At 69.4% G+C, this 15,766-nt stretch carries 18 protein-coding genes; 12 read left to right on the top strand and 6 right to left on the bottom strand.

Features of this window, described 5'->3' with window-relative positions:
* Positions 1-6: 6 nt before the first annotated feature.
* Positions 7-999, top strand: coding sequence for a zinc-binding metallopeptidase family protein (locus tag GEV26_RS11640; RefSeq protein WP_153653233.1), 993 nt, complete (start codon positions 7-9; stop codon positions 997-999).
* A 144-nt stretch (positions 1,000-1,143) separates the two neighbouring features.
* Positions 1,144-2,274, top strand: a complete 1,131-nt coding sequence (gene rlmN / locus GEV26_RS11635; protein ID WP_481726170.1) for a dual-specificity RNA methyltransferase RlmN — start codon at positions 1,144-1,146, stop codon at positions 2,272-2,274.
* A gap of 20 nt (positions 2,275-2,294) precedes the next feature.
* Here the strand turns inward: rlmN and GEV26_RS11630 are convergent, their stop codons facing one another.
* Positions 2,295-2,867, bottom strand: a complete 573-nt coding sequence (locus GEV26_RS11630; protein WP_153653231.1) for a YdeI/OmpD-associated family protein — start codon at positions 2,865-2,867, stop codon at positions 2,295-2,297.
* Between the two features lie 55 nt (positions 2,868-2,922).
* Between GEV26_RS11630 and GEV26_RS11625 the strand changes: the two genes are divergently transcribed.
* On the top strand, positions 2,923-3,642 hold the full coding sequence (locus tag GEV26_RS11625; RefSeq protein ID WP_153653230.1) for an enoyl-CoA hydratase: 720 nt from the start codon (positions 2,923-2,925) through the stop codon (positions 3,640-3,642).
* Positions 3,642-4,091, top strand: a complete 450-nt coding sequence (locus tag GEV26_RS11620) for an AMP-binding protein (protein ID WP_194839836.1) — start codon at positions 3,642-3,644, stop codon at positions 4,089-4,091. The genes GEV26_RS11625 and GEV26_RS11620 overlap by 1 nt, the downstream gene beginning before the upstream one ends.
* Here GEV26_RS11620 and GEV26_RS11615 read toward each other — a convergent pair.
* A complete protein-coding gene (locus GEV26_RS11615) occupies positions 4,088-4,570 on the bottom strand; it encodes an Lrp/AsnC family transcriptional regulator (RefSeq protein WP_153653228.1) in 483 nt (160 codons plus the stop codon). The two genes, GEV26_RS11620 and GEV26_RS11615, sit on opposite strands and share 4 nt — an antisense overlap.
* Positions 4,571-4,726: 156 nt before the next feature.
* Here GEV26_RS11615 and GEV26_RS11610 point away from each other — a divergent pair, with 156 nt between their 5' ends.
* Genes GEV26_RS11610 through GEV26_RS11595 form a run of 4 tightly spaced genes read left to right on the top strand, consistent with a single transcriptional unit; the run spans position 4,727 to position 8,818 of the window.
* On the top strand, positions 4,727-5,890 hold the full coding sequence (locus GEV26_RS11610; protein WP_153653227.1) for a polyamine ABC transporter substrate-binding protein: 1,164 nt from the start codon (positions 4,727-4,729) through the stop codon (positions 5,888-5,890).
* The gene (locus GEV26_RS11605) at positions 5,874-7,061 is read left to right on the top strand and encodes an ABC transporter ATP-binding protein (protein WP_153653226.1); all 1,188 of its coding nucleotides are present in this window, start codon (positions 5,874-5,876) and stop codon (positions 7,059-7,061) included. Before GEV26_RS11610 ends, GEV26_RS11605 begins: the two co-directional genes overlap by 17 nt.
* Complete coding sequence (locus GEV26_RS11600) at positions 7,062-7,994, top strand: ABC transporter permease (RefSeq protein ID WP_243838717.1); 933 nt, start codon at positions 7,062-7,064, stop codon at positions 7,992-7,994.
* A complete protein-coding gene (locus tag GEV26_RS11595; protein WP_153653225.1) occupies positions 7,991-8,818 on the top strand; it encodes an ABC transporter permease in 828 nt (275 codons plus the stop codon). The genes GEV26_RS11600 and GEV26_RS11595 overlap by 4 nt, the downstream gene beginning before the upstream one ends.
* A gap of 118 nt (positions 8,819-8,936) precedes the next feature.
* Here GEV26_RS11595 and GEV26_RS11590 read toward each other — a convergent pair whose 3' ends face one another.
* Positions 8,937-10,313, bottom strand: coding sequence for an aspartate aminotransferase family protein (locus GEV26_RS11590; RefSeq protein WP_153653224.1), 1,377 nt, complete (start codon positions 10,311-10,313; stop codon positions 8,937-8,939).
* 113 nt (positions 10,314-10,426) lie between these two features.
* Here GEV26_RS11590 and GEV26_RS11585 point away from each other — a divergent pair, with 113 nt between their 5' ends.
* Genes GEV26_RS11585 through GEV26_RS11570 form a run of 4 tightly spaced genes read left to right on the top strand, consistent with a single transcriptional unit; the run spans position 10,427 to position 12,893 of the window.
* Positions 10,427-11,635: a saccharopine dehydrogenase family protein gene (locus tag GEV26_RS11585; protein ID WP_153653223.1), complete on the top strand. Its 1,209-nt coding sequence runs from the start codon at positions 10,427-10,429 to the stop codon at positions 11,633-11,635.
* A gap of 49 nt (positions 11,636-11,684) precedes the next feature.
* Positions 11,685-12,167, top strand: a complete 483-nt coding sequence (locus tag GEV26_RS11580; RefSeq protein WP_153653222.1) for a hypothetical protein — start codon at positions 11,685-11,687, stop codon at positions 12,165-12,167.
* Positions 12,164-12,460: a transcriptional regulator gene (locus tag GEV26_RS11575; RefSeq protein ID WP_153653221.1), complete on the top strand. Its 297-nt coding sequence runs from the start codon at positions 12,164-12,166 to the stop codon at positions 12,458-12,460. The genes GEV26_RS11580 and GEV26_RS11575 overlap by 4 nt, the downstream gene beginning before the upstream one ends.
* A 58-nt stretch (positions 12,461-12,518) precedes the next feature.
* Positions 12,519-12,893: an Lsr2 family DNA-binding protein gene (locus GEV26_RS11570; protein WP_153653220.1), complete on the top strand. Its 375-nt coding sequence runs from the start codon at positions 12,519-12,521 to the stop codon at positions 12,891-12,893.
* A gap of 5 nt (positions 12,894-12,898) precedes the next feature.
* Here the strand turns inward: GEV26_RS11570 and GEV26_RS11565 are convergent, their stop codons facing one another.
* The 3 genes from GEV26_RS11565 to GEV26_RS11555 are packed head-to-tail and all read right to left on the bottom strand — an operon-like array spanning position 12,899 to position 15,741.
* Positions 12,899-13,885, bottom strand: coding sequence for an SDR family NAD(P)-dependent oxidoreductase (locus GEV26_RS11565; protein ID WP_153653219.1), 987 nt, complete (start codon positions 13,883-13,885; stop codon positions 12,899-12,901).
* Positions 13,886-13,936: 51 nt separating this feature from the next.
* Complete coding sequence (locus GEV26_RS11560; RefSeq protein WP_153653218.1) at positions 13,937-14,590, bottom strand: response regulator transcription factor; 654 nt, start codon at positions 14,588-14,590, stop codon at positions 13,937-13,939.
* On the bottom strand, positions 14,587-15,741 hold the full coding sequence (locus GEV26_RS11555; RefSeq protein ID WP_153653217.1) for a sensor histidine kinase: 1,155 nt from the start codon (positions 15,739-15,741) through the stop codon (positions 14,587-14,589). The genes GEV26_RS11560 and GEV26_RS11555 overlap by 4 nt, the downstream gene beginning before the upstream one ends.
* Positions 15,742-15,766: the final 25 nt, after the last annotated feature.

Genomic DNA, 15,766 nt, shown 5'->3' with positions numbered 1-15,766 from the left:
GGTCCGGTGAAAGCCTTCTCCTGCCGCGTGTGCGGCAACGCCCTGTACTTCGAGAACTCGGTCTGCGTCTCGTGCAAGACCAACCTCGGCTTCTCCCGCACCGAGCGGGCCATCGTCCCGGTCGACGGCAAGGGGCAGTACGTCGACGCTGACGGGAGCATCTGGCACGTCTGCAAGAACCTCAACCTGTCGGGCTGCACGTGGCTCACCGAGTTCCCCGGGGGTTTCTGCTTCTGCTGCGGGCTGACCCGCACGCGTCCGAGCGACGAGGACGTCGTGGGCCTGCGCGAGTACAAGGTCGCCGAGGAGGCCAAGCGCCGCCTGATCGTCGAGCTCGACACGCTCGGCTTCCCGATCGTGCCGCGCACCGAGGACGAGGTGAACGGACTCGCGTTCGACCTGCTGTCCAGCGTCGAGGAGAAGGTCGTCACGGGCCACGACAGCGGCGTCATCACGCTCGACCTGGCCGAGAGCGACGACCTGCACCGCGAGAAGGTGCGGGTCAACCTCGACGAGCCCTACCGCACGATGCTGGGTCACTTCCGCCACGAGATCGGTCACTACATCGAGTGGCAGCACGTCCGGGGGGACCTCATCGGCACGGCCCGCGAGCTGTTCGGCAACGAGGAGGAGAGCTACGCCGACGCGATCGACCGGCACTACTCCGAGGGCCCGCCGGCGGGGTGGGAGAAGAACTTCATCAGCATGTACGCCACGATGCACCCGTTCGAGGACTTCGCCGAGACGTTCGCGCACTACATGCACATCTGCGACACGATCGAGACCGCGTCGGCGTACGGACTGGCGACCGTCGCGAGCCCGCAGACGTTCACGTCGTTCCGTGACCTCGTGATCGGCGTGTGGATCCCGCTGAGCATCGCGCTCAACCAGATCAACCGCAGCATGGGCAAGCCGCCGCTCTACCCGTTCGTGATCCCGACGCCGGTCCTGGAGAAGCTCCAGTTCGTCGCCGACCTCCCGCGGGCCGCTCGCGCCTGACCGCCACTGGCGCACCCCGCACCGCGACTGGCGCAGAAGTCGACGACACGCCGTCTCAGTTTCTCCAGCTTGCGCCGGTCGCGGCTCGGGTTGCGCCACTCGCGGATTGGGGGGCGTTGGGGGTGGGGTGAGACAATGGCGGACGTGTCCTCCGTCAACCCCAACCCGCTTCCGCTCGTCTTCGAGCAGAAGCGCGGTCGTGCCAAGCCCCCGCGTCACCTCGCCGACCTGACCGCCGAGGAGCGTACGGCTGCCGCCGCGGCGCTCGGCGAGCCGGCGTTCCGTGTCAAGCAGGTCGCCCACCACTACTTCGGTCGGCTCGAGCGCGACCCGGCCAACATGACCGACCTGCCGGCGGCGAGCCGGGACCGCATCGTCGCCGAGCTGCTGCCGACGCTGCTCAACCCGGTCCGAACGATGGAGGCCGACAAGGGCGCCACGGTCAAGAACCTGTGGAAGCTCTTCGACGGGGCCCTCGTCGAGTCGGTCCTGATGCGCTACTCCGAGCGGGCGACGATCTGCGTCTCCAGCCAGGCCGGCTGCGGCATGGCCTGCCCGTTCTGCGCGACCGGTCAGGGCGGCCTCCAGCGCAACATGAGCACCGCCGAGATCGTCGACCAGGTCGTCGACGCGGCCGGCAAGATGGCCCGCGGCGAGATCGCCGGCGGCCCGGGACGGCTGTCCAACGTCGTGTTCATGGGCATGGGCGAGCCCATGGCCAACTACAAGGCGGTCATCGGTGCGGTGCGGCGCATGGTCGCGCCCGCACCGGACGGCCTCGGCATGTCGGCCCGCAACATCACCGTCAGCACCGTGGGCCTGGTGCCGCGCATGAAGCAGCTCGCCGACGAGGGCATCCCCGTCACGCTCGCGCTCTCGCTGCACGCCCCCGACGACGAGCTGCGCAACGAGCTGGTCCCGATCAACACCCGCTGGTCGGTCCACGAGGCGGTCGAGGCGGCGTGGGAGTACGCCCAGAAGACCAAGCGTCGCGTGTCGATCGAGTACGCGATGATCAAGGACATCAACGACCAGGCCTGGCGCGCCGACCTGCTCGGCGACGTCCTGCAGTCGTACGGCGACTGGGGCTGGGTGCACGTCAACCTGATCCCGCTCAACCCGACGCCGGGCTCGATGTGGACCGCGTCGCGTCCCGAGGACGAGCGCGAGTTCGTCCGTCGCCTCATCGCGAAGGGCATCCCGACCACGGTCCGCGACACCCGCGGCAGCGACATCGACGGGGCCTGCGGCCAGCTCGCGGCCGTCGAGGTCTAGGCGCCCGACGACCGGGGCGGTCAGCGGTAGTGCTGCTCGCCGCGGGCGGCCTTCTCGACGACGTCGCGGATGCGCGCAGCGCGGACGGCCGGCGTCTTGATGGTCGACAGCCGGAAGTAGATGCGGAACCGCTCCGCCTTGGTCAGCGACGCGAGGTACGCGGCTGCGGCCGGGTCGGCGTCGAGCGCCGCCTGGAGGTCCGGCGGCGCGGTGGCACCCTTGACCCGGTATGCCGCGTCCCATCGGCCGTCGCCCTTGGCCCGCTCGACCTCCGCGAGTCCGCCGGGGCGCATGCGGCCCTCCGCGGTCAGCCTGGCGACGTGCTCGACGTTGATCTGCGACCACGGGCTGTTGCGGCGGCGGGGCGTGAACGCCTGCAACGTGTAGTCGTCGTCGAGCCGCTTGGCCTGACCGTCGATCCAGCCGTGGCACAGCGCGACGTCGAGCGCCTCCGACCACGTGATCCCCGGCGCTGACGAGGTCTTCTTGCGCAGCTTGAGCCGCACGCCGTCGTCGCTCGGGGTGCCCTCGAGGTAGGCCTCCCACTCGGCGAGGGTGAGGTCGAGGACCGGCTTGGCGTCAAAGCTCACCATGGGATCAGGCTAGGCCCGGGCACCGACAGGTGGCCACCATCGATACCGTGGGTGCATGATCGCCAGCACCCGCGACAAGGACGTCGTCGTCATCGAGCTGCAGCGCGAGGACCGGCGCAACGCGCTCAACCTCGAGCTGTGTGACGCCATCCGGCGCACCGCGGACGAAGCCGTCGACGACGGCGCCCGCGTCCTGGTCATCACCGGCAAGGGCTCGGCCTTCTGCTCGGGCGCCGATCTCGGCGGCGTCTACGGCTCTGACTTCCTCACCGCGCTCTACGGGATGCTGCACCACCTCACTCAGCTGCCCGTGCCGATCATCGCGGCGGTCAACGGGCCCGCGATCGGCGCCGGCACCCAGCTGGCCATGGCCTGCGACCTGCGGGTCGTGGACGACAAGGCCAAGTTCGCGGTGCCGGTCGTCCGCAACGCGATGGCCGTCGACGCCTGGACGATCCGTACGCTCGAGAAGCTCGCCGGCACGGGCCGCGCCCGCCGCCTGCTGCTCGCGGGGGAGTCGCTGGACCGCAAGGAGGCGCTCGAGTGCGGGCTGGCCGACGCGCACGGCGCGCTGAAGTACGCGATCGCGTGGGCGCACGAGCTCGCCGCCCTCGCGCCGCTGACGATCGCGCACAACAAGCGCGTGCTCAACGACGTCTACGAGGACGACGCGGCGATCGAGAAGGGCTTCCACGCCGTCTGGGAGAGCGCGGACGTGCAGGAGGCCGCACAGGCCCGGCTCGAGAAGCGTGCCCCCGTCTTCGAGGGGCGATGATGACGAGCCTGGTCTTTCGCATCCTCGACGCCCACGTGATCCACGGGCGCGCCGACGAGATCGCGATCAGCGACGAGCGCGGCACCACGTCGTACGCCGAGCTGCTGCACGAGTCCGCGAGCATCGGTGCGGGTCTGCACCACATGGGGATCGAGGCCGGCACGTTCGTGACGGTCGACCTCCCGCCGGGCCGGGACCTCGTCGTGACGGTCCTCGCGATGGCCCGCATCGGCGCGATTCCGGCGGACTCCGCCGACTTCCGCCTGGTCGGGACACCTCCCGTGCTGCACGCGCCCGCGACCGAGGTGGCCTGGGACCTGCTCGTCAAGGCCGGCCGAGTGGAGCCCCACCCGGCGCCGGCCGACGACCCGGACGGCTACGAGGAGCTGATGCGCGCGGCGTTCGGCGACATCCTCGAGGTGCTCGAGGCCGGCAGAACGATCGGCTAGCGCACGCCCCACGCGTACGTCTGCTTCTCCAGGCGCAAGTAGACGAACGTCTCGGTCGTGACGACCCGGTCCATCGCGCTGATCTGCTCCGAGACGATGTCGAGCAGCTCGTCGTCGCTCTCGGCGACCAGCTCGGCGAGGATGTCGAAGCGTCCCGTGGTGATGACGATGTAGTCGAGCTTGTCCATCTCTGCGAGCTCGGCGGCGACCTCGCGGACCCGGCCGCTGACCTTGATGCCGATCATCGCCTGGCGGGCAAAGCCCATCTGCAACGGGTCGGTCACCGCGACGACCTGCATCACGCCGCCCTCGATGAGCTTCTGCACGCGGTGCCGGACGGCTGCCTCCGAGAGGCCCACCTCCTTCGCGATGGCCGAGTACGACAGCCGGCCGTCGTCCTGGAGCAGCTCGATGATGCGCTTCGCCGTCTCGTCGAGGGGGGTCTGGCCGCGGGCGGGAGTCGACTTGCGCTCGGTCATGCCGACATCATGCCCCACCCGGGTGACGTTCTCGACACTCTGACTCGCACAGATGACGCTTTCCATGGCGAAACACACTCTTAACGGCGGATTCCCTTGTGCTGAGTCCGCGAAGTTGCGAGTATGCGTGGACACGGGGAGAACTGAGGGTGGCGCATGGCGGGTGTGGACCGGCGGACGGTGCTGAAGGGCATGGGTGGAGCAGCCGCACTCGGCCTGAGCGGGGTGGCCCTCAAGTACGGCTTCAACACCCCCGACCGCGAGCAGGACCCGGCGACGTGCACCACGAAGGACATGTCGGCCGACGACAAGCGCCTGGTCTTCTCCAACTGGCCCGAGTACATCGACGAGGACGACAAGGACTACGTCTCGACCAAGACGCAGTTCGAGAAGGACACCGGCATCAAGGTGTCCTACACCGCCGACGTCAACGACAACAACGAGTTCTTCGCCAAGGTCTCCAACCAGCTGGGCTCGTGCAGCTCGTCCAAGCGTGATCTTTTCGCGCTGACCGACTGGATGGCCGCCCGGATGATCCAGGTCGGCTGGATACAGAAGCTCGACGCGTCCAAGGTGCCCAACCTGCACGCCAACATCCTGGACTCGCTGAAGTCGCCCGACTGGGATCCCAAGCGCGAGTACTCCGCGCCGTGGCAGAGCGGGCTGACCGGCATCGCGTACAACAAGGCCAAGGTCGGCGAGATCAAGTCGTTCGAGGAGCTGCTGACCCGCAAGGACCTCCGCGGCCGCATCTCGCTGCTCACCGAGATGCGCGACACCATGGCCTTCCTGCTGCTGATCAACGGGGCGGATCCGGAGAAGTTCGACGGCACCCAGTGGCAGAACGCGATCGACCTGCTGAAGAAGGCCCGCAGCGACGGGCAGGTCCGCTCGTTCACCGGCAACTCGTACGTGCAGGACCTCGCGGCGGGCAACATCGTGGCGTGCGAGGCGTGGTCGGGTGACATCGCGAACGCCGGCGACGAGAACCTGGTCTGGATCCCGCCCGAGGAGGGGATCATCATCTGGGCCGACAACATGCTGGTGCCCAATCTCGCGACCCACCAGGGCAATGCCGAGAAGTGGATCGACTACTACTACCAGCCCGAGGTGGCCGCGAAGCTCGCCGACTACAACTCCTACATCTGCCCCGTCAAGGGCGCGCAGGAGGCCATGGAGAAGGTCAACCCCGACAACGTCGAGAACGAGCTGATCTTCCCGACGTCGGAGACCCTCGACAAGACCCACCGCTTCATGGCTCTCGACGAGGCCACGATGCGTACCTACGAAGGAGACTTTGCCGATGTCACAGGTGCATGAGCAGCAGGAGCTGGCCGGCAAGCACTCCGCGGAGGACGCCCCGGCCGGGGAGCCCGGACCGATCCGCGACCTGCGCCTGTCGCAGCTGACCAAGGAGTACGCGACGTTCACCGCGGTCAAGTCCCTCGACCTGGTCGTGCCGCAGGGCTCGTTCTTCGCCCTGCTCGGTCCGTCCGGGTGTGGCAAGACCACGACGCTTCGCATGGTGGCCGGGCTCGAGACGCCGACGTCCGGCACGATCCACCTGGGCGAGACCGAGGTGACGTACCAGAAGCCGTACAAGCGCCCGGTCAACACGGTCTTCCAGAACTATGCGCTGTTCCCGCACCTGTCGATCGCGGACAATGTCGCCTTCGGGCTCAAGCGCCGCGGCGTCAAGGACGTCAAGAAGCAGGTCGCCGACATGCTCGAGCTGGTCGAGCTGACCTCGCAGGCGCACAAGAAGCCCGCCCAGCTCTCCGGCGGTCAGCAGCAGCGCGTCGCGCTCGCGCGGGCCCTGATCAACAAGCCTGAGGTGCTCCTGCTCGACGAGCCGCTCGGCGCGCTCGACCTCAAGCTGCGCCGCGGCATGCAGCTCGAGCTCAAGCGCATCCAGACCGAGGTCGGCCTGACGTTCGTGCACGTGACGCACGACCAGGAGGAGGCCATGACCATGGCCGACACGATCGCGGTGATGAACCAGGGCGTGATCGAGCAGATGGGGGCGCCGACCGAGCTGTACGAGAACCCGCGCACGACGTTCGTCGCCAACTTCCTCGGCCAGTCCAATCTCATCGGTGCGGAGATCCAGGGGCGCGAGGGTGACCACGTCAGGGTCACGATGCCCGGCGGGACCGCCTCGGTCCGCGGCGACCGGGCCCACTCGGACTCGGGCCGGGGATGGCTCGGCATCCGTCCGGAGAAGGTCCTGATCGCTCCGGCCGGTGAGCCGATCGACGTGCCCGGCAGCGTCTTCGAGGGCGGTCACATCACCGAGATCAGCTTCGTCGGCGTCAGCATGCAGTACACCGTGATGATGCCGTGGGGGCAGGAGATCCTCGCGTTCGAGCAGAACACCGGCGCCCGCGGCATGCTGCCGGTCGGCACGCGGGTCGACGTCTCGTGGCGGCCCGAGTACGCGTTCCTGCTCGACGCCAGCCAGGACGCCAAGGCCGGGATCGAGGAGGACTGAGTGACCTCCACCGCCGGCATCGCACCCGCCAATCCCCACGAGGTCAAGCCCCAGCCGCCGCGCGGGCGCAAGCTGACCGGCTACTGGCTGATCCTGCCCGCGGCCCTGTGGCTCGGGCTGTTCTTCGTCATCCCGTTCTACTCCCTGGTCTCGGCCAGCCTGTACGACCCCGACGGCTCGGTGCTGACCGGCTACGACATGACCTGGCACGTCGCCAACTTCGCCGATGCGATCGGGCAGTACAAGGCCCAGATCCTGCGCTCGCTGGCGTACGCGGGCACCGCCACGCTGATCTGCCTCGTGCTCGGCTACGTCCTGGCGTACGCGATCGCGTTCAAGGCCGGCCGGTGGAAGAACCTCATGCTGGTGCTGGTCATCGCGCCGTTCTTCACCTCGTTCCTGCTGCGTACGCTCTCGTGGAAGCTGATCCTCGCCGACGACGGCTGGGTGGTCGGCATCGCGCAGGCGCTGCACGTGACCAACCTGCTCAACCTGCTCGGGCTCACGAGCACCGACGACCGGCTGCTGGCCACCCCCTTCGCGGTGATCGCGGGCCTGACGTACAACTTCCTGCCGTTCATGGTGCTGCCGCTCTACGCGAGCCTCGAGAAGGTGGACATCCGGCTGATCGAGGCGGCGAGCGATCTGTACGCCTCGCCGATCCGCGGCTTCTTCAAGGTGACCTTCCCGCTGTCGCTTCCTGGGGTGGTGGCGGGCACGCTGCTGACGTTCATCCCGGCCGCGGGCGACTACATCAACGCCGAGCTGCTGGGCAATCCCAACACCCGCATGGTCGGCAACGTGATCCAGAGCCTGTTCAACACCCAGCTGGACTACGCGACGGCCGGCGCGCTGTCGGTGACCCTGATGGCGATCATCATCGCGGCGGTGCTCGTCTACGTACGCACGGCCGGGACGGAGGAGCTCGTATGAACGGGGTGCGCCGTGCCAAGCGCTGGCTGGGCGACCACCTCGTCCTCGGTCTCGGCCTGCTGGTGCTGGTCTACACGTTCGTGCCGATCGCCGTCGTGGTGCTGATGAGCTTCAACGACAGCAGTCGGTCGCGCAACGTCTACAAGTTCCAGGAGTTCACGCTCGAGCACTGGCTCCACCCGGGCGACTGGGCCCCCGGCATGGCCGACTCGGTGTGGCTCAGCGTCCGCATCGCCTTGTTCGCGACGCTGGTCGCGACGCTGCTGGGCACGCTCGCGGCGTTCGCGCTGGTGCGCCACCGCTTCGCGGGCCGGTCCTCGGCCAATCTGATCATCTTCTTGCCGATGGCCTCGCCCGAGATCGTCATGGGCTCGTCGCTGCTGGCGCTGTTCGTGTCGTCGGGCTTCGGTGGTCAGCTGGGCTTCTGGACGATCCTCATCGCGCACATCATGTTCTGCCTGTCCTTCGTCATCGTGACGGTCAAGGCCCGGCTCAGCGGCCTCGACGCGAATCTCGAGCAGGCCGCGATGGACCTCTACGCGACCGAGGCGCAGACGTTCTGGCGGGTCACGTTCCCGCTCGTGCTGCCCGGGATCGTGGGGGCGGCGCTGCTGAGCTTCTCGCTGTCGTTCGACGACTTCATCATCACCAACCTCAACGCGGGGCAGTCGGTGACGTTCCCGATGTTCGTCTGGGGCGCCAACCAGCGAGGTGTGCCGATGGAGGTCAACGTGATCGGCACGGCCATGTTCCTCATCTCCGTCGCGATCGTCCTGCTCGTCGAGATCACCCGCCGCCGCCAGGCCAAAGCCCTCGCCGCCTGACGCGCCGCGCCCGTTGACGGTTTCCCACGGTCCCGTGGGATTTGGTCACTTCCCTCGCGTCTCAACGCTAGGGGAGTGACCAATCACCACGGTCCCGTGGGAAACCGGCAACCCCGGGCTAGAGGAGGGACTGGGCGTCGGTGAGGACGCCGCGGAGGATCTGCTCCATCTCGTCGAAGTGGGACTGGTCGGCGATCAGCGGCGGGGACAGCTGGATGACCGGGTCGCCGCGGTCGTCAGCGCGGCAGTACAGGCCGTTGTCGAACAGGGCCTTGGTCAAGAAGCCACGCAGCAACTTCTCGGACTCCTCCTCGTCGAACGTCTCCTTGGTCGCCTTGTCCTTGACCAGCTCGATGCCGTAGAAGAAGCCGTCACCGCGGACGTCGCCGACGATGTCGAGATCGAGCAGCTTCTCCAACGTCCCGCGGAACGCGCCCTCGTTGCGGCGCACGTGCCCGTTGAGGTCCTCGCGCTCGAAGATGTCGAGGTTGGCCATCGCGACCGCGGTCGAGACCGGGTGGCCGCCGAACGTGTAGCCGTGGGCGAAGGAGTTGTGGCCCTCGAGGAACGGCTCCATCACGCGGTCCGACGCGATCATCGCGCCGAGCGGCGAGTAGCCGGAGGTCAGGCCCTTCGCGCACGTGATCATGTCGGGCTGGTAGCCGAACTTGGTCGCGCCGAACATCTCGCCGAGGCGCCCGAACGCGCAGATGACCTCGTCCGAGACCAGCAGGACGTCGTGGCGGTCACAGATCTCCCGGACGCGCTGGAAGTAGCCCGGCGGCGGCGGGAAGCAGCCGCCCGCGTTCTGCACGGGCTCGAGGAACACCGCGGCGACAGTGTCGGGGCCCTCGGCCAGGATCGCGTCCTCGATCCGGTCGGCGGCCCAACGCCCGAACGCCTCGAGGTCGTCGCCGTGCTCGGGGGCGCGGTAGAAGTTGGTGTTGGGCACGTGCACGGTCGACGGCACGAGCGGCTCGAACATCTGCTTCAGCGCCGGGATGCCGGTGATGGACAGCGCGCCGTGCGGGGTGCCGTGATAGGCGACCTGGCGGCTGATGACCTTGGTCTTGAGCGGCTTCCCGGTCAGCTTGAAGTACTGCTTGGCGGCCTTCCACGCGGTCTCGACCGCCTCACCGCCCCCGGTCGTGAAGAACACCCGGTTGAGGTCGCCGGGGGTGTACGACGCGATGCGCTCGGCCAGCATGATCGCGTTGGGGTGGGCAAAGGTCCAGATGGGGAAGAACGGCAGCTCGGCGGCCTGCTTCGCCGCGGCCTGCGCGAGCTCCTCGCGTCCGTGCCCAACCTGGACGACGAACAGCCCCGCGAGACCGTCGAGGTACTTGCGTCCCTTCGCGTCCCAGATGTGCATCCCGTCGCCCTTGGTGATGACGGGGATGTCGTGGTCGTCGTCGTACGCGCCGTGGCGGGAGAAGTGCATCCAGAGGTGACGCTTGCCGGCCTTCTGCAGGCGGTCGTAGTCTTCGGTGTCCATGTCTCCCAGTATCACGAGGGGGGCCGGGTCAATACAAGGGATTTCGTCGCGTGATCCATTGTTTACTTCGGATTCCGTTGCCACGCGTAGATGTCCTGGGGTTGGATGACGTCATGAAGATCCTCCTCGTCGGCGCCGGCGGCGTCGGCTCAGCGTTCTGTGCGATCGCGGCCCGTCGCGACTTCTTCGAGTCGGTGCTGGTCGCGGACTACTCCCGCGAGAGCGCAGATCGCGCGGTCGCAGCCCTCGACGACGAGCGCTTCAGCGCGGCGCAGGTCGACGCGTCCGACGCCGCCTCGGTCGAGGCGCTCGTCCGGGACTGCGGCGCCACGCACGTCATGAACGCGGTCGACCCGCGCTTCGTGATGCCGATCTTCGAGGGCGCGTACGCCGCGGGGGCCGACTACCTCGACATGGCGATGAGCCTGTCGAAGCCGCACCCCGACCAGCCGCACGCGCTCACCGGCGTCAAGCTCGGCGACGAGCAGTTCGCGGTCGCCGGGCAGTGGGAGTCGGCAGGACGCCTTGCGCTTGTCGGCATCGGGGTCGAGCCGGGGCTCTCCGACGTCTTCGCCCGCTACGCCGCGGACCACCTGTTCAGCGAGATCGACGAGCTCGGCACGCGCGACGGTGCCAACCTGACGGTCGACGGCTACGACTTCGCACCCTCGTTCTCGATCTGGACCACGATCGAGGAGTGTCTGAACCCGCCGGTCGTCTGGCAGGACGGCGAGTGGTTCACGACGCCACCGTTCAGCGAGCCCGAGGTCTTCGACTTCCCTGAGGGCATCGGCCCCGTCGAGTGCGTCAACGTGGAGCACGAGGAGGTGCTCCTGATGCCCCGGTGGATCGACGCGAAGCGGGCGACGTTCAAGTACGGCCTCGGCAATGAGTTCATCGAGGTGCTGAAGACCCTGCACATGTTGGGGCTCGACTCCACCGAGAAGGTCTCCGTCGGCGGCGTCGAGGTGGCGCCCAGGGACGTCGTCGCCGCATGCCTGCCCAACCCCGCGGAGCTCGGCGACCGGATGCACGGCAAGACGTGCGCGGGGCTCTGGGTCACCGGCAAGGACAAGGCCGGGCTGCCGCGCTCGACGTACCTCTACCACGTGGTCGACAACGACTGGTCGATGCAGGAGTACGGCCACCAGTGCGTCGTGTGGCAGACCGCGGTCAACCCCGTCGTCGCTCTCGAGCTGCTCGCGAATGGCACGTGGTCCGGTGCGGGGGTCCTCGGCCCCGAGGCCTTCGACGCCGTGCCGTTCCTCGAGCTGCTGCGCGACGGCTACGGCTCGCCGTGGGGTCAGCAGGAGCTGGGCTGAGCCGACGAGGCCACTTGCCATGTCGGAAAGTGCGGAGTAGCTTTCCACTATGGAAAGTTCCGGACGCGACGACTCGCGTCCCACCCCCGCCGAGGAGCTCGCCTCGATCGAGCAAGTACGCCGCGAGGTCGCCGGCGCACTGGTCGTGCCGCCGGGGTACGACCTGACGGCGGGGACGGCCGCCGGCCTCAACGTCGCGGCGGTCGGCCTCGTGCTGGGCGAGGGACCCGCGTGGCGGATCGCGGCGGGCATCGTCCTGCTCGTCGTGGCGCTGGTCGCCTTGGGCTGGTCGGTCCGCCGGTTCCGGGGCGCCAACGGCGCCTGGGTGTCCGGCCTGCGGGCCGGCCGCACGCTGCCGCTGTCCATCGCGGGAGCCGGCGTCCAGTGCCTGCTCGGCTTCGTCGCCGCGTTCGCCGCGGTGGCCGCCGGCTGGTGGTGGCTGGGGATCGTCCTGGCGCCCGTCGAGCTCGTGGTGTTCGTGTTGGTCAGCCGTCGCTGGATGCGCGTCTACCGGGCGGAGCACGGCGCTTGAGCGATCTCGACCCGCTCATCCACGCGCCCGCGCGGCTCCGGCTCTGCGCGATGCTCTCGGTGGTCGACGACGCCCAGTTCGCGACCGTGCGCGAGCGGCTGGACGTCAGCGACTCGGTGCTGTCCAAGCACGTCTCGGCTCTCGTCGACGCGGGGTACGTGGTGGCGCGCAAGGGTGCGCTGGACGGGCGCCGCACGACATGGCTCGCGCTGACCTCGGCAGGACGCAAGGCGTTCGGCGCGCACGTCGCGGCCTTGCGCGCCGTCATCGACGCCACCGACGAGACAGGCTGAAACACCCGCAAGCGGGGGATTCTCGCTATCCTGACGGCGTCCAGCCGAAGGAGACAGCATGCCCAAGCGCAAGATCGTCCCGGACCCCATCGTGACCGTGATCGACGACTACGACGGCAAGGAGCTGCCCGAGGACACGCCGCCGGAGCGCTACCTGCTCAACGGCCGCGTCTACGACCTCTACCTGTCGTCGGAGTCCAAGAAGGCGGTCGACACCTTCTTGTCGAAGCTGCTCGACGGCGCGGAGGAGGTCAAGGACACCTCACCGCCCTCGCGTCGCCGCCGCGGCGGAGCCGGGGTGAGCATCCGCGACGGGTTCACGATCCACGACCTGCGCGAGTGGGCCAAGGCCAACGGTCACGAGGTCAGCGAGAACCGCCGGGCCCCGTCCAAGGTCATCGAGGCGTTCAACGAGGCCCACTCCTCGCGCTGACGGCGTCAGGCGCGCAGGTGGTCGATGCCGGCCGCACCGCACACGTACGCCCAGACGGCGCGGCGCACCGACGGGTCGTCGGCGTGGCGCGGCAGGAAGTACGTCGGGCGCGGGCGCCGGTCCGACCAGAACAGCCCGGACGAGGCCGTCGCCTCGGGTGAGGCGGTCAGCCAGACGATCGTGTCCGCGCCCTGCTCGGGGCTGCGCAGGATCGGTCCGGCGACCTTCGCGAACCGCGGCAGCGAGTCGGTCACGCCGGGGGTCGCGGCCCAGCCGGGGTGCATGCTGTGCACCGTGATGCCGTCCGCCGCGTACCGCCGGGCCAGCAGCTCGGCCATCGTCACCTGGATCCGCTTGGTGCGCGCGTACGCCCGGACGGCCTCGTAGTCGCCGCGCTCGTACTCGATGTCGTCGCCGATCGTGTCGTCCAGCGGCGCGGAGTACATGCCGCCGGACGACACGATCACGACCCGCGGCGACTCGGCCGCGGCGAGACTGGTGCGCAGCTCCTCGGTGAGCCGCAGCGGTCCGATCACGTGGGTCGCGAGCGCCGCCTCGTGCCCCTGCGCGCTCTCGGTGCGCCGCGGGGGCATGACCCCGGCGTCGTGGACGATCGCATGGAGCGCAGGCACCTGCTGGCGCAGACCCGCGGCGTACGCGCGCACGTCGTCGAGATCGCTGACGTCGCACACCTCGCCGAGCAGGTCCGCGTCCGGCACGTCACGGCGTATCTCGGCCGCGGAGGACTCGAGCCGCTCGGCGTCCCGGCCGACCAGGTGCACGGTCGCGCCGAGGCGGGCGATGCCGGCCGCGGCCGCCCGGCCCAGACCGCTGCTGGCCCCGGTGACCACCACGTGGCGCCCGACGAGGGCCCGCGGGTCAGGGTCGCCCGGCCACCAGCGGCGCCGCAGCGCCGGACCGATCGAGGAGTACCCGAGCAGCACGGACTTGTCGAGGGCGGTGTCGAGGACGGAGGTCAGCGCGGAGGGCATGCCCACACGGTAGGACGACGCCCGTGACCCCGCCGGACGAAACCGGTCGGCTCAGAGCAGTCCGGCCTCGTGCATCGCGATCGCGACCTGCACCCGGTTGGTCGCGCCCAGCTTGGTGAAGATGTGGGAGATGTGCGCCTTCACGGTCGCGACGCTCATGTGCAGCGCCAGCGCGATCTCGGCGTTGGACGAGCCGCGCCCGATCGCGACGGCCACCTCGCGCTCCCGATCCGTGAGGCAGCGGATCCGCCGCTGGGCCTCGTCCGCCCGGCCGTCCGGGGCGGCATCGGTGACCTGACGGATGAGCTGCTCGGTGATCGTGGGGGAGAGCATGGGCTCTCCGGCCACGACGCGCGAGATCGCCTCCACGATGTCGGCGGGCGGGGTGTCCTTCAGCAGGAAGCCGTTGGCGCCCGCTGCGAGAGCACGGACGACGTACTCGTCGGCGTCGAACGTGGTCAGCACGATGACCTTCGGGGGCTCGGGCAGGGCCAGGATCGCGGAGGTCGCGGCGATCCCGTCCATCACCGGCATCCGGATGTCCATCAGGACGACGTCGACCCCACCGGCACGCACGGCCTCGACAGCCGCGCGCCCGTTGGTCGCCTCTCCGACGACCGTGATCTCGGACGAGCCGCCGAGGATCAGCGCGAGCCCCGCGCGCACCAGGGCGTCGTCGTCGGCGAGGAGCACGCGGACGGTCATGCGGGCCACGGTAGCCAAGCCGTGAGGACGAACTGCCGCTCGGGCGTGATCCGGTGCGTCAGCGTCCCTCCGGCCAGCGCGGTACGTTCGGCGAGGCCGACCAGGCCCAGGCCCGAGTGCGGAGCAACCGCCCGCGGGCCGAAGGGCAACGGGTTGCGGATCACGACGCGCAGTCCCTCGGCGGGACCGCCTCCGAACGTGACCGTGACCAGGGTGTCGGGAGCGTGCTTGCGGGCGTTGGTGAGGGCCTCCTGCACGACCCGGTAGACCGTGCGGCCGAGCGACTCCGGCACGGTCGAGAGGTCGATCGAGCTGACGTGGTCGATGCGCATGCCCGACGACCGTGCCTCGTCGATGAGCGCGGGGACGTCGGAGGCAGCGGGCTGCGGCAGCTCGGGGTCCGCGTCGCCGGGGCCGTCGCGCAGGATGCCGAGCACCTCGCGCAGCTCGATCATCGCCTCGTGCGTGTTGTCCTGGATGATCCCGGCCGTCGAGCGCATGTCGGCCGCCGACAGGTCCTGGCGGTACACCAGCGCGCCCGCGTGCATCGTCACCAGCGAGATGCGGTGGGCGAGCACGTCGTGCATCTCGCGGGCGATCCGGGCCCGCTCGGCCGTACGCGCCTGGGCGACGCGGGCGGCCTGCTCGGCCTCGGCGGTCTCGGCCCTCTCGCGCAGCGTGGCCAGCAGCTCGCGGCGCGAGCCGATGTACATGCCCCAGCCGACCGTCACGGCGATCACCAGCACGACGAGGGGGATCGTGATCGCGAACGGCTCGTCCTTGCCCGGGTTGAGTGCCTCGACGGTCAGCCCGGCCGCGAGCGCGAGCGCGGCGACCGGGATGATCTCCCGCCACCGACGTCGGGTCGCCATCGAGGCGAGCGCCCACGTGGCCGGTCCGGCTGCCGCGAACGAGATCATCGACACGACGTTGGTGGCCACCGCGACCGGCACGGGGTACGCCCGGCGCCACCGCAGCAGAGCGAGGGCCAGGACACCGAGCCCCAGGTCGGACCAGAACCACCACTGGTGGTGGTCCCACTGCCACACCGCCACCTCGCCCCACGCAGCCGCGGACAGCGTGAGGACGGCCACGATCCGCCACGCGCGGCTCCACAGTCCGAGCTCGGGCTGGCACGTCGTGGGGGGCACATCCCAAGGCTAGGGCCGCGCGGGC

Origin of the sequence: Aeromicrobium yanjiei (genome assembly GCF_009649075.1) — a bacterium.
In the GTDB taxonomy this organism is placed as follows: Bacteria; Actinomycetota; Actinomycetes; order Propionibacteriales; family Nocardioidaceae; genus Aeromicrobium; species Aeromicrobium yanjiei.
Note: the sequence above shows the minus strand (reverse complement) of the source record. Positions and strands in the feature narration are given on the sequence as shown.

Excerpts from the sequence above, each read along its gene's own strand:
- GEV26_RS11630 (WP_153653231.1), bottom strand. The coding sequence starts at position 2,867 with ATGGTGAGCTTTGACGCCAAGCCGGTCCTCGACCTCACCCTCGCCGAG.
- GEV26_RS11625 (WP_153653230.1), top strand. The coding sequence starts at position 2,923 with ATGATCGCCAGCACCCGCGACAAGGACGTCGTCGTCATCGAGCTGCAG.
- GEV26_RS11620 (WP_194839836.1), top strand. The coding sequence starts at position 3,642 with ATGACGAGCCTGGTCTTTCGCATCCTCGACGCCCACGTGATCCACGGG.
- GEV26_RS11615 (WP_153653228.1), bottom strand. The coding sequence starts at position 4,570 with ATGACCGAGCGCAAGTCGACTCCCGCCCGCGGCCAGACCCCCCTCGAC.
- GEV26_RS11610 (WP_153653227.1), top strand. The coding sequence starts at position 4,727 with ATGGCGGGTGTGGACCGGCGGACGGTGCTGAAGGGCATGGGTGGAGCA.
- GEV26_RS11605 (WP_153653226.1), top strand. The coding sequence starts at position 5,874 with ATGTCACAGGTGCATGAGCAGCAGGAGCTGGCCGGCAAGCACTCCGCG.
- GEV26_RS11595 (WP_153653225.1), top strand. The coding sequence starts at position 7,991 with ATGAACGGGGTGCGCCGTGCCAAGCGCTGGCTGGGCGACCACCTCGTC.
- GEV26_RS11590 (WP_153653224.1), bottom strand. The coding sequence starts at position 10,313 with ATGGACACCGAAGACTACGACCGCCTGCAGAAGGCCGGCAAGCGTCAC.
- GEV26_RS11585 (WP_153653223.1), top strand. The coding sequence starts at position 10,427 with ATGAAGATCCTCCTCGTCGGCGCCGGCGGCGTCGGCTCAGCGTTCTGT.
- GEV26_RS11580 (WP_153653222.1), top strand. The coding sequence starts at position 11,685 with ATGGAAAGTTCCGGACGCGACGACTCGCGTCCCACCCCCGCCGAGGAG.
- GEV26_RS11570 (WP_153653220.1), top strand. The coding sequence starts at position 12,519 with ATGCCCAAGCGCAAGATCGTCCCGGACCCCATCGTGACCGTGATCGAC.
- GEV26_RS11565 (WP_153653219.1), bottom strand. The coding sequence starts at position 13,885 with ATGCCCTCCGCGCTGACCTCCGTCCTCGACACCGCCCTCGACAAGTCC.
- GEV26_RS11560 (WP_153653218.1), bottom strand. The coding sequence starts at position 14,590 with ATGACCGTCCGCGTGCTCCTCGCCGACGACGACGCCCTGGTGCGCGCG.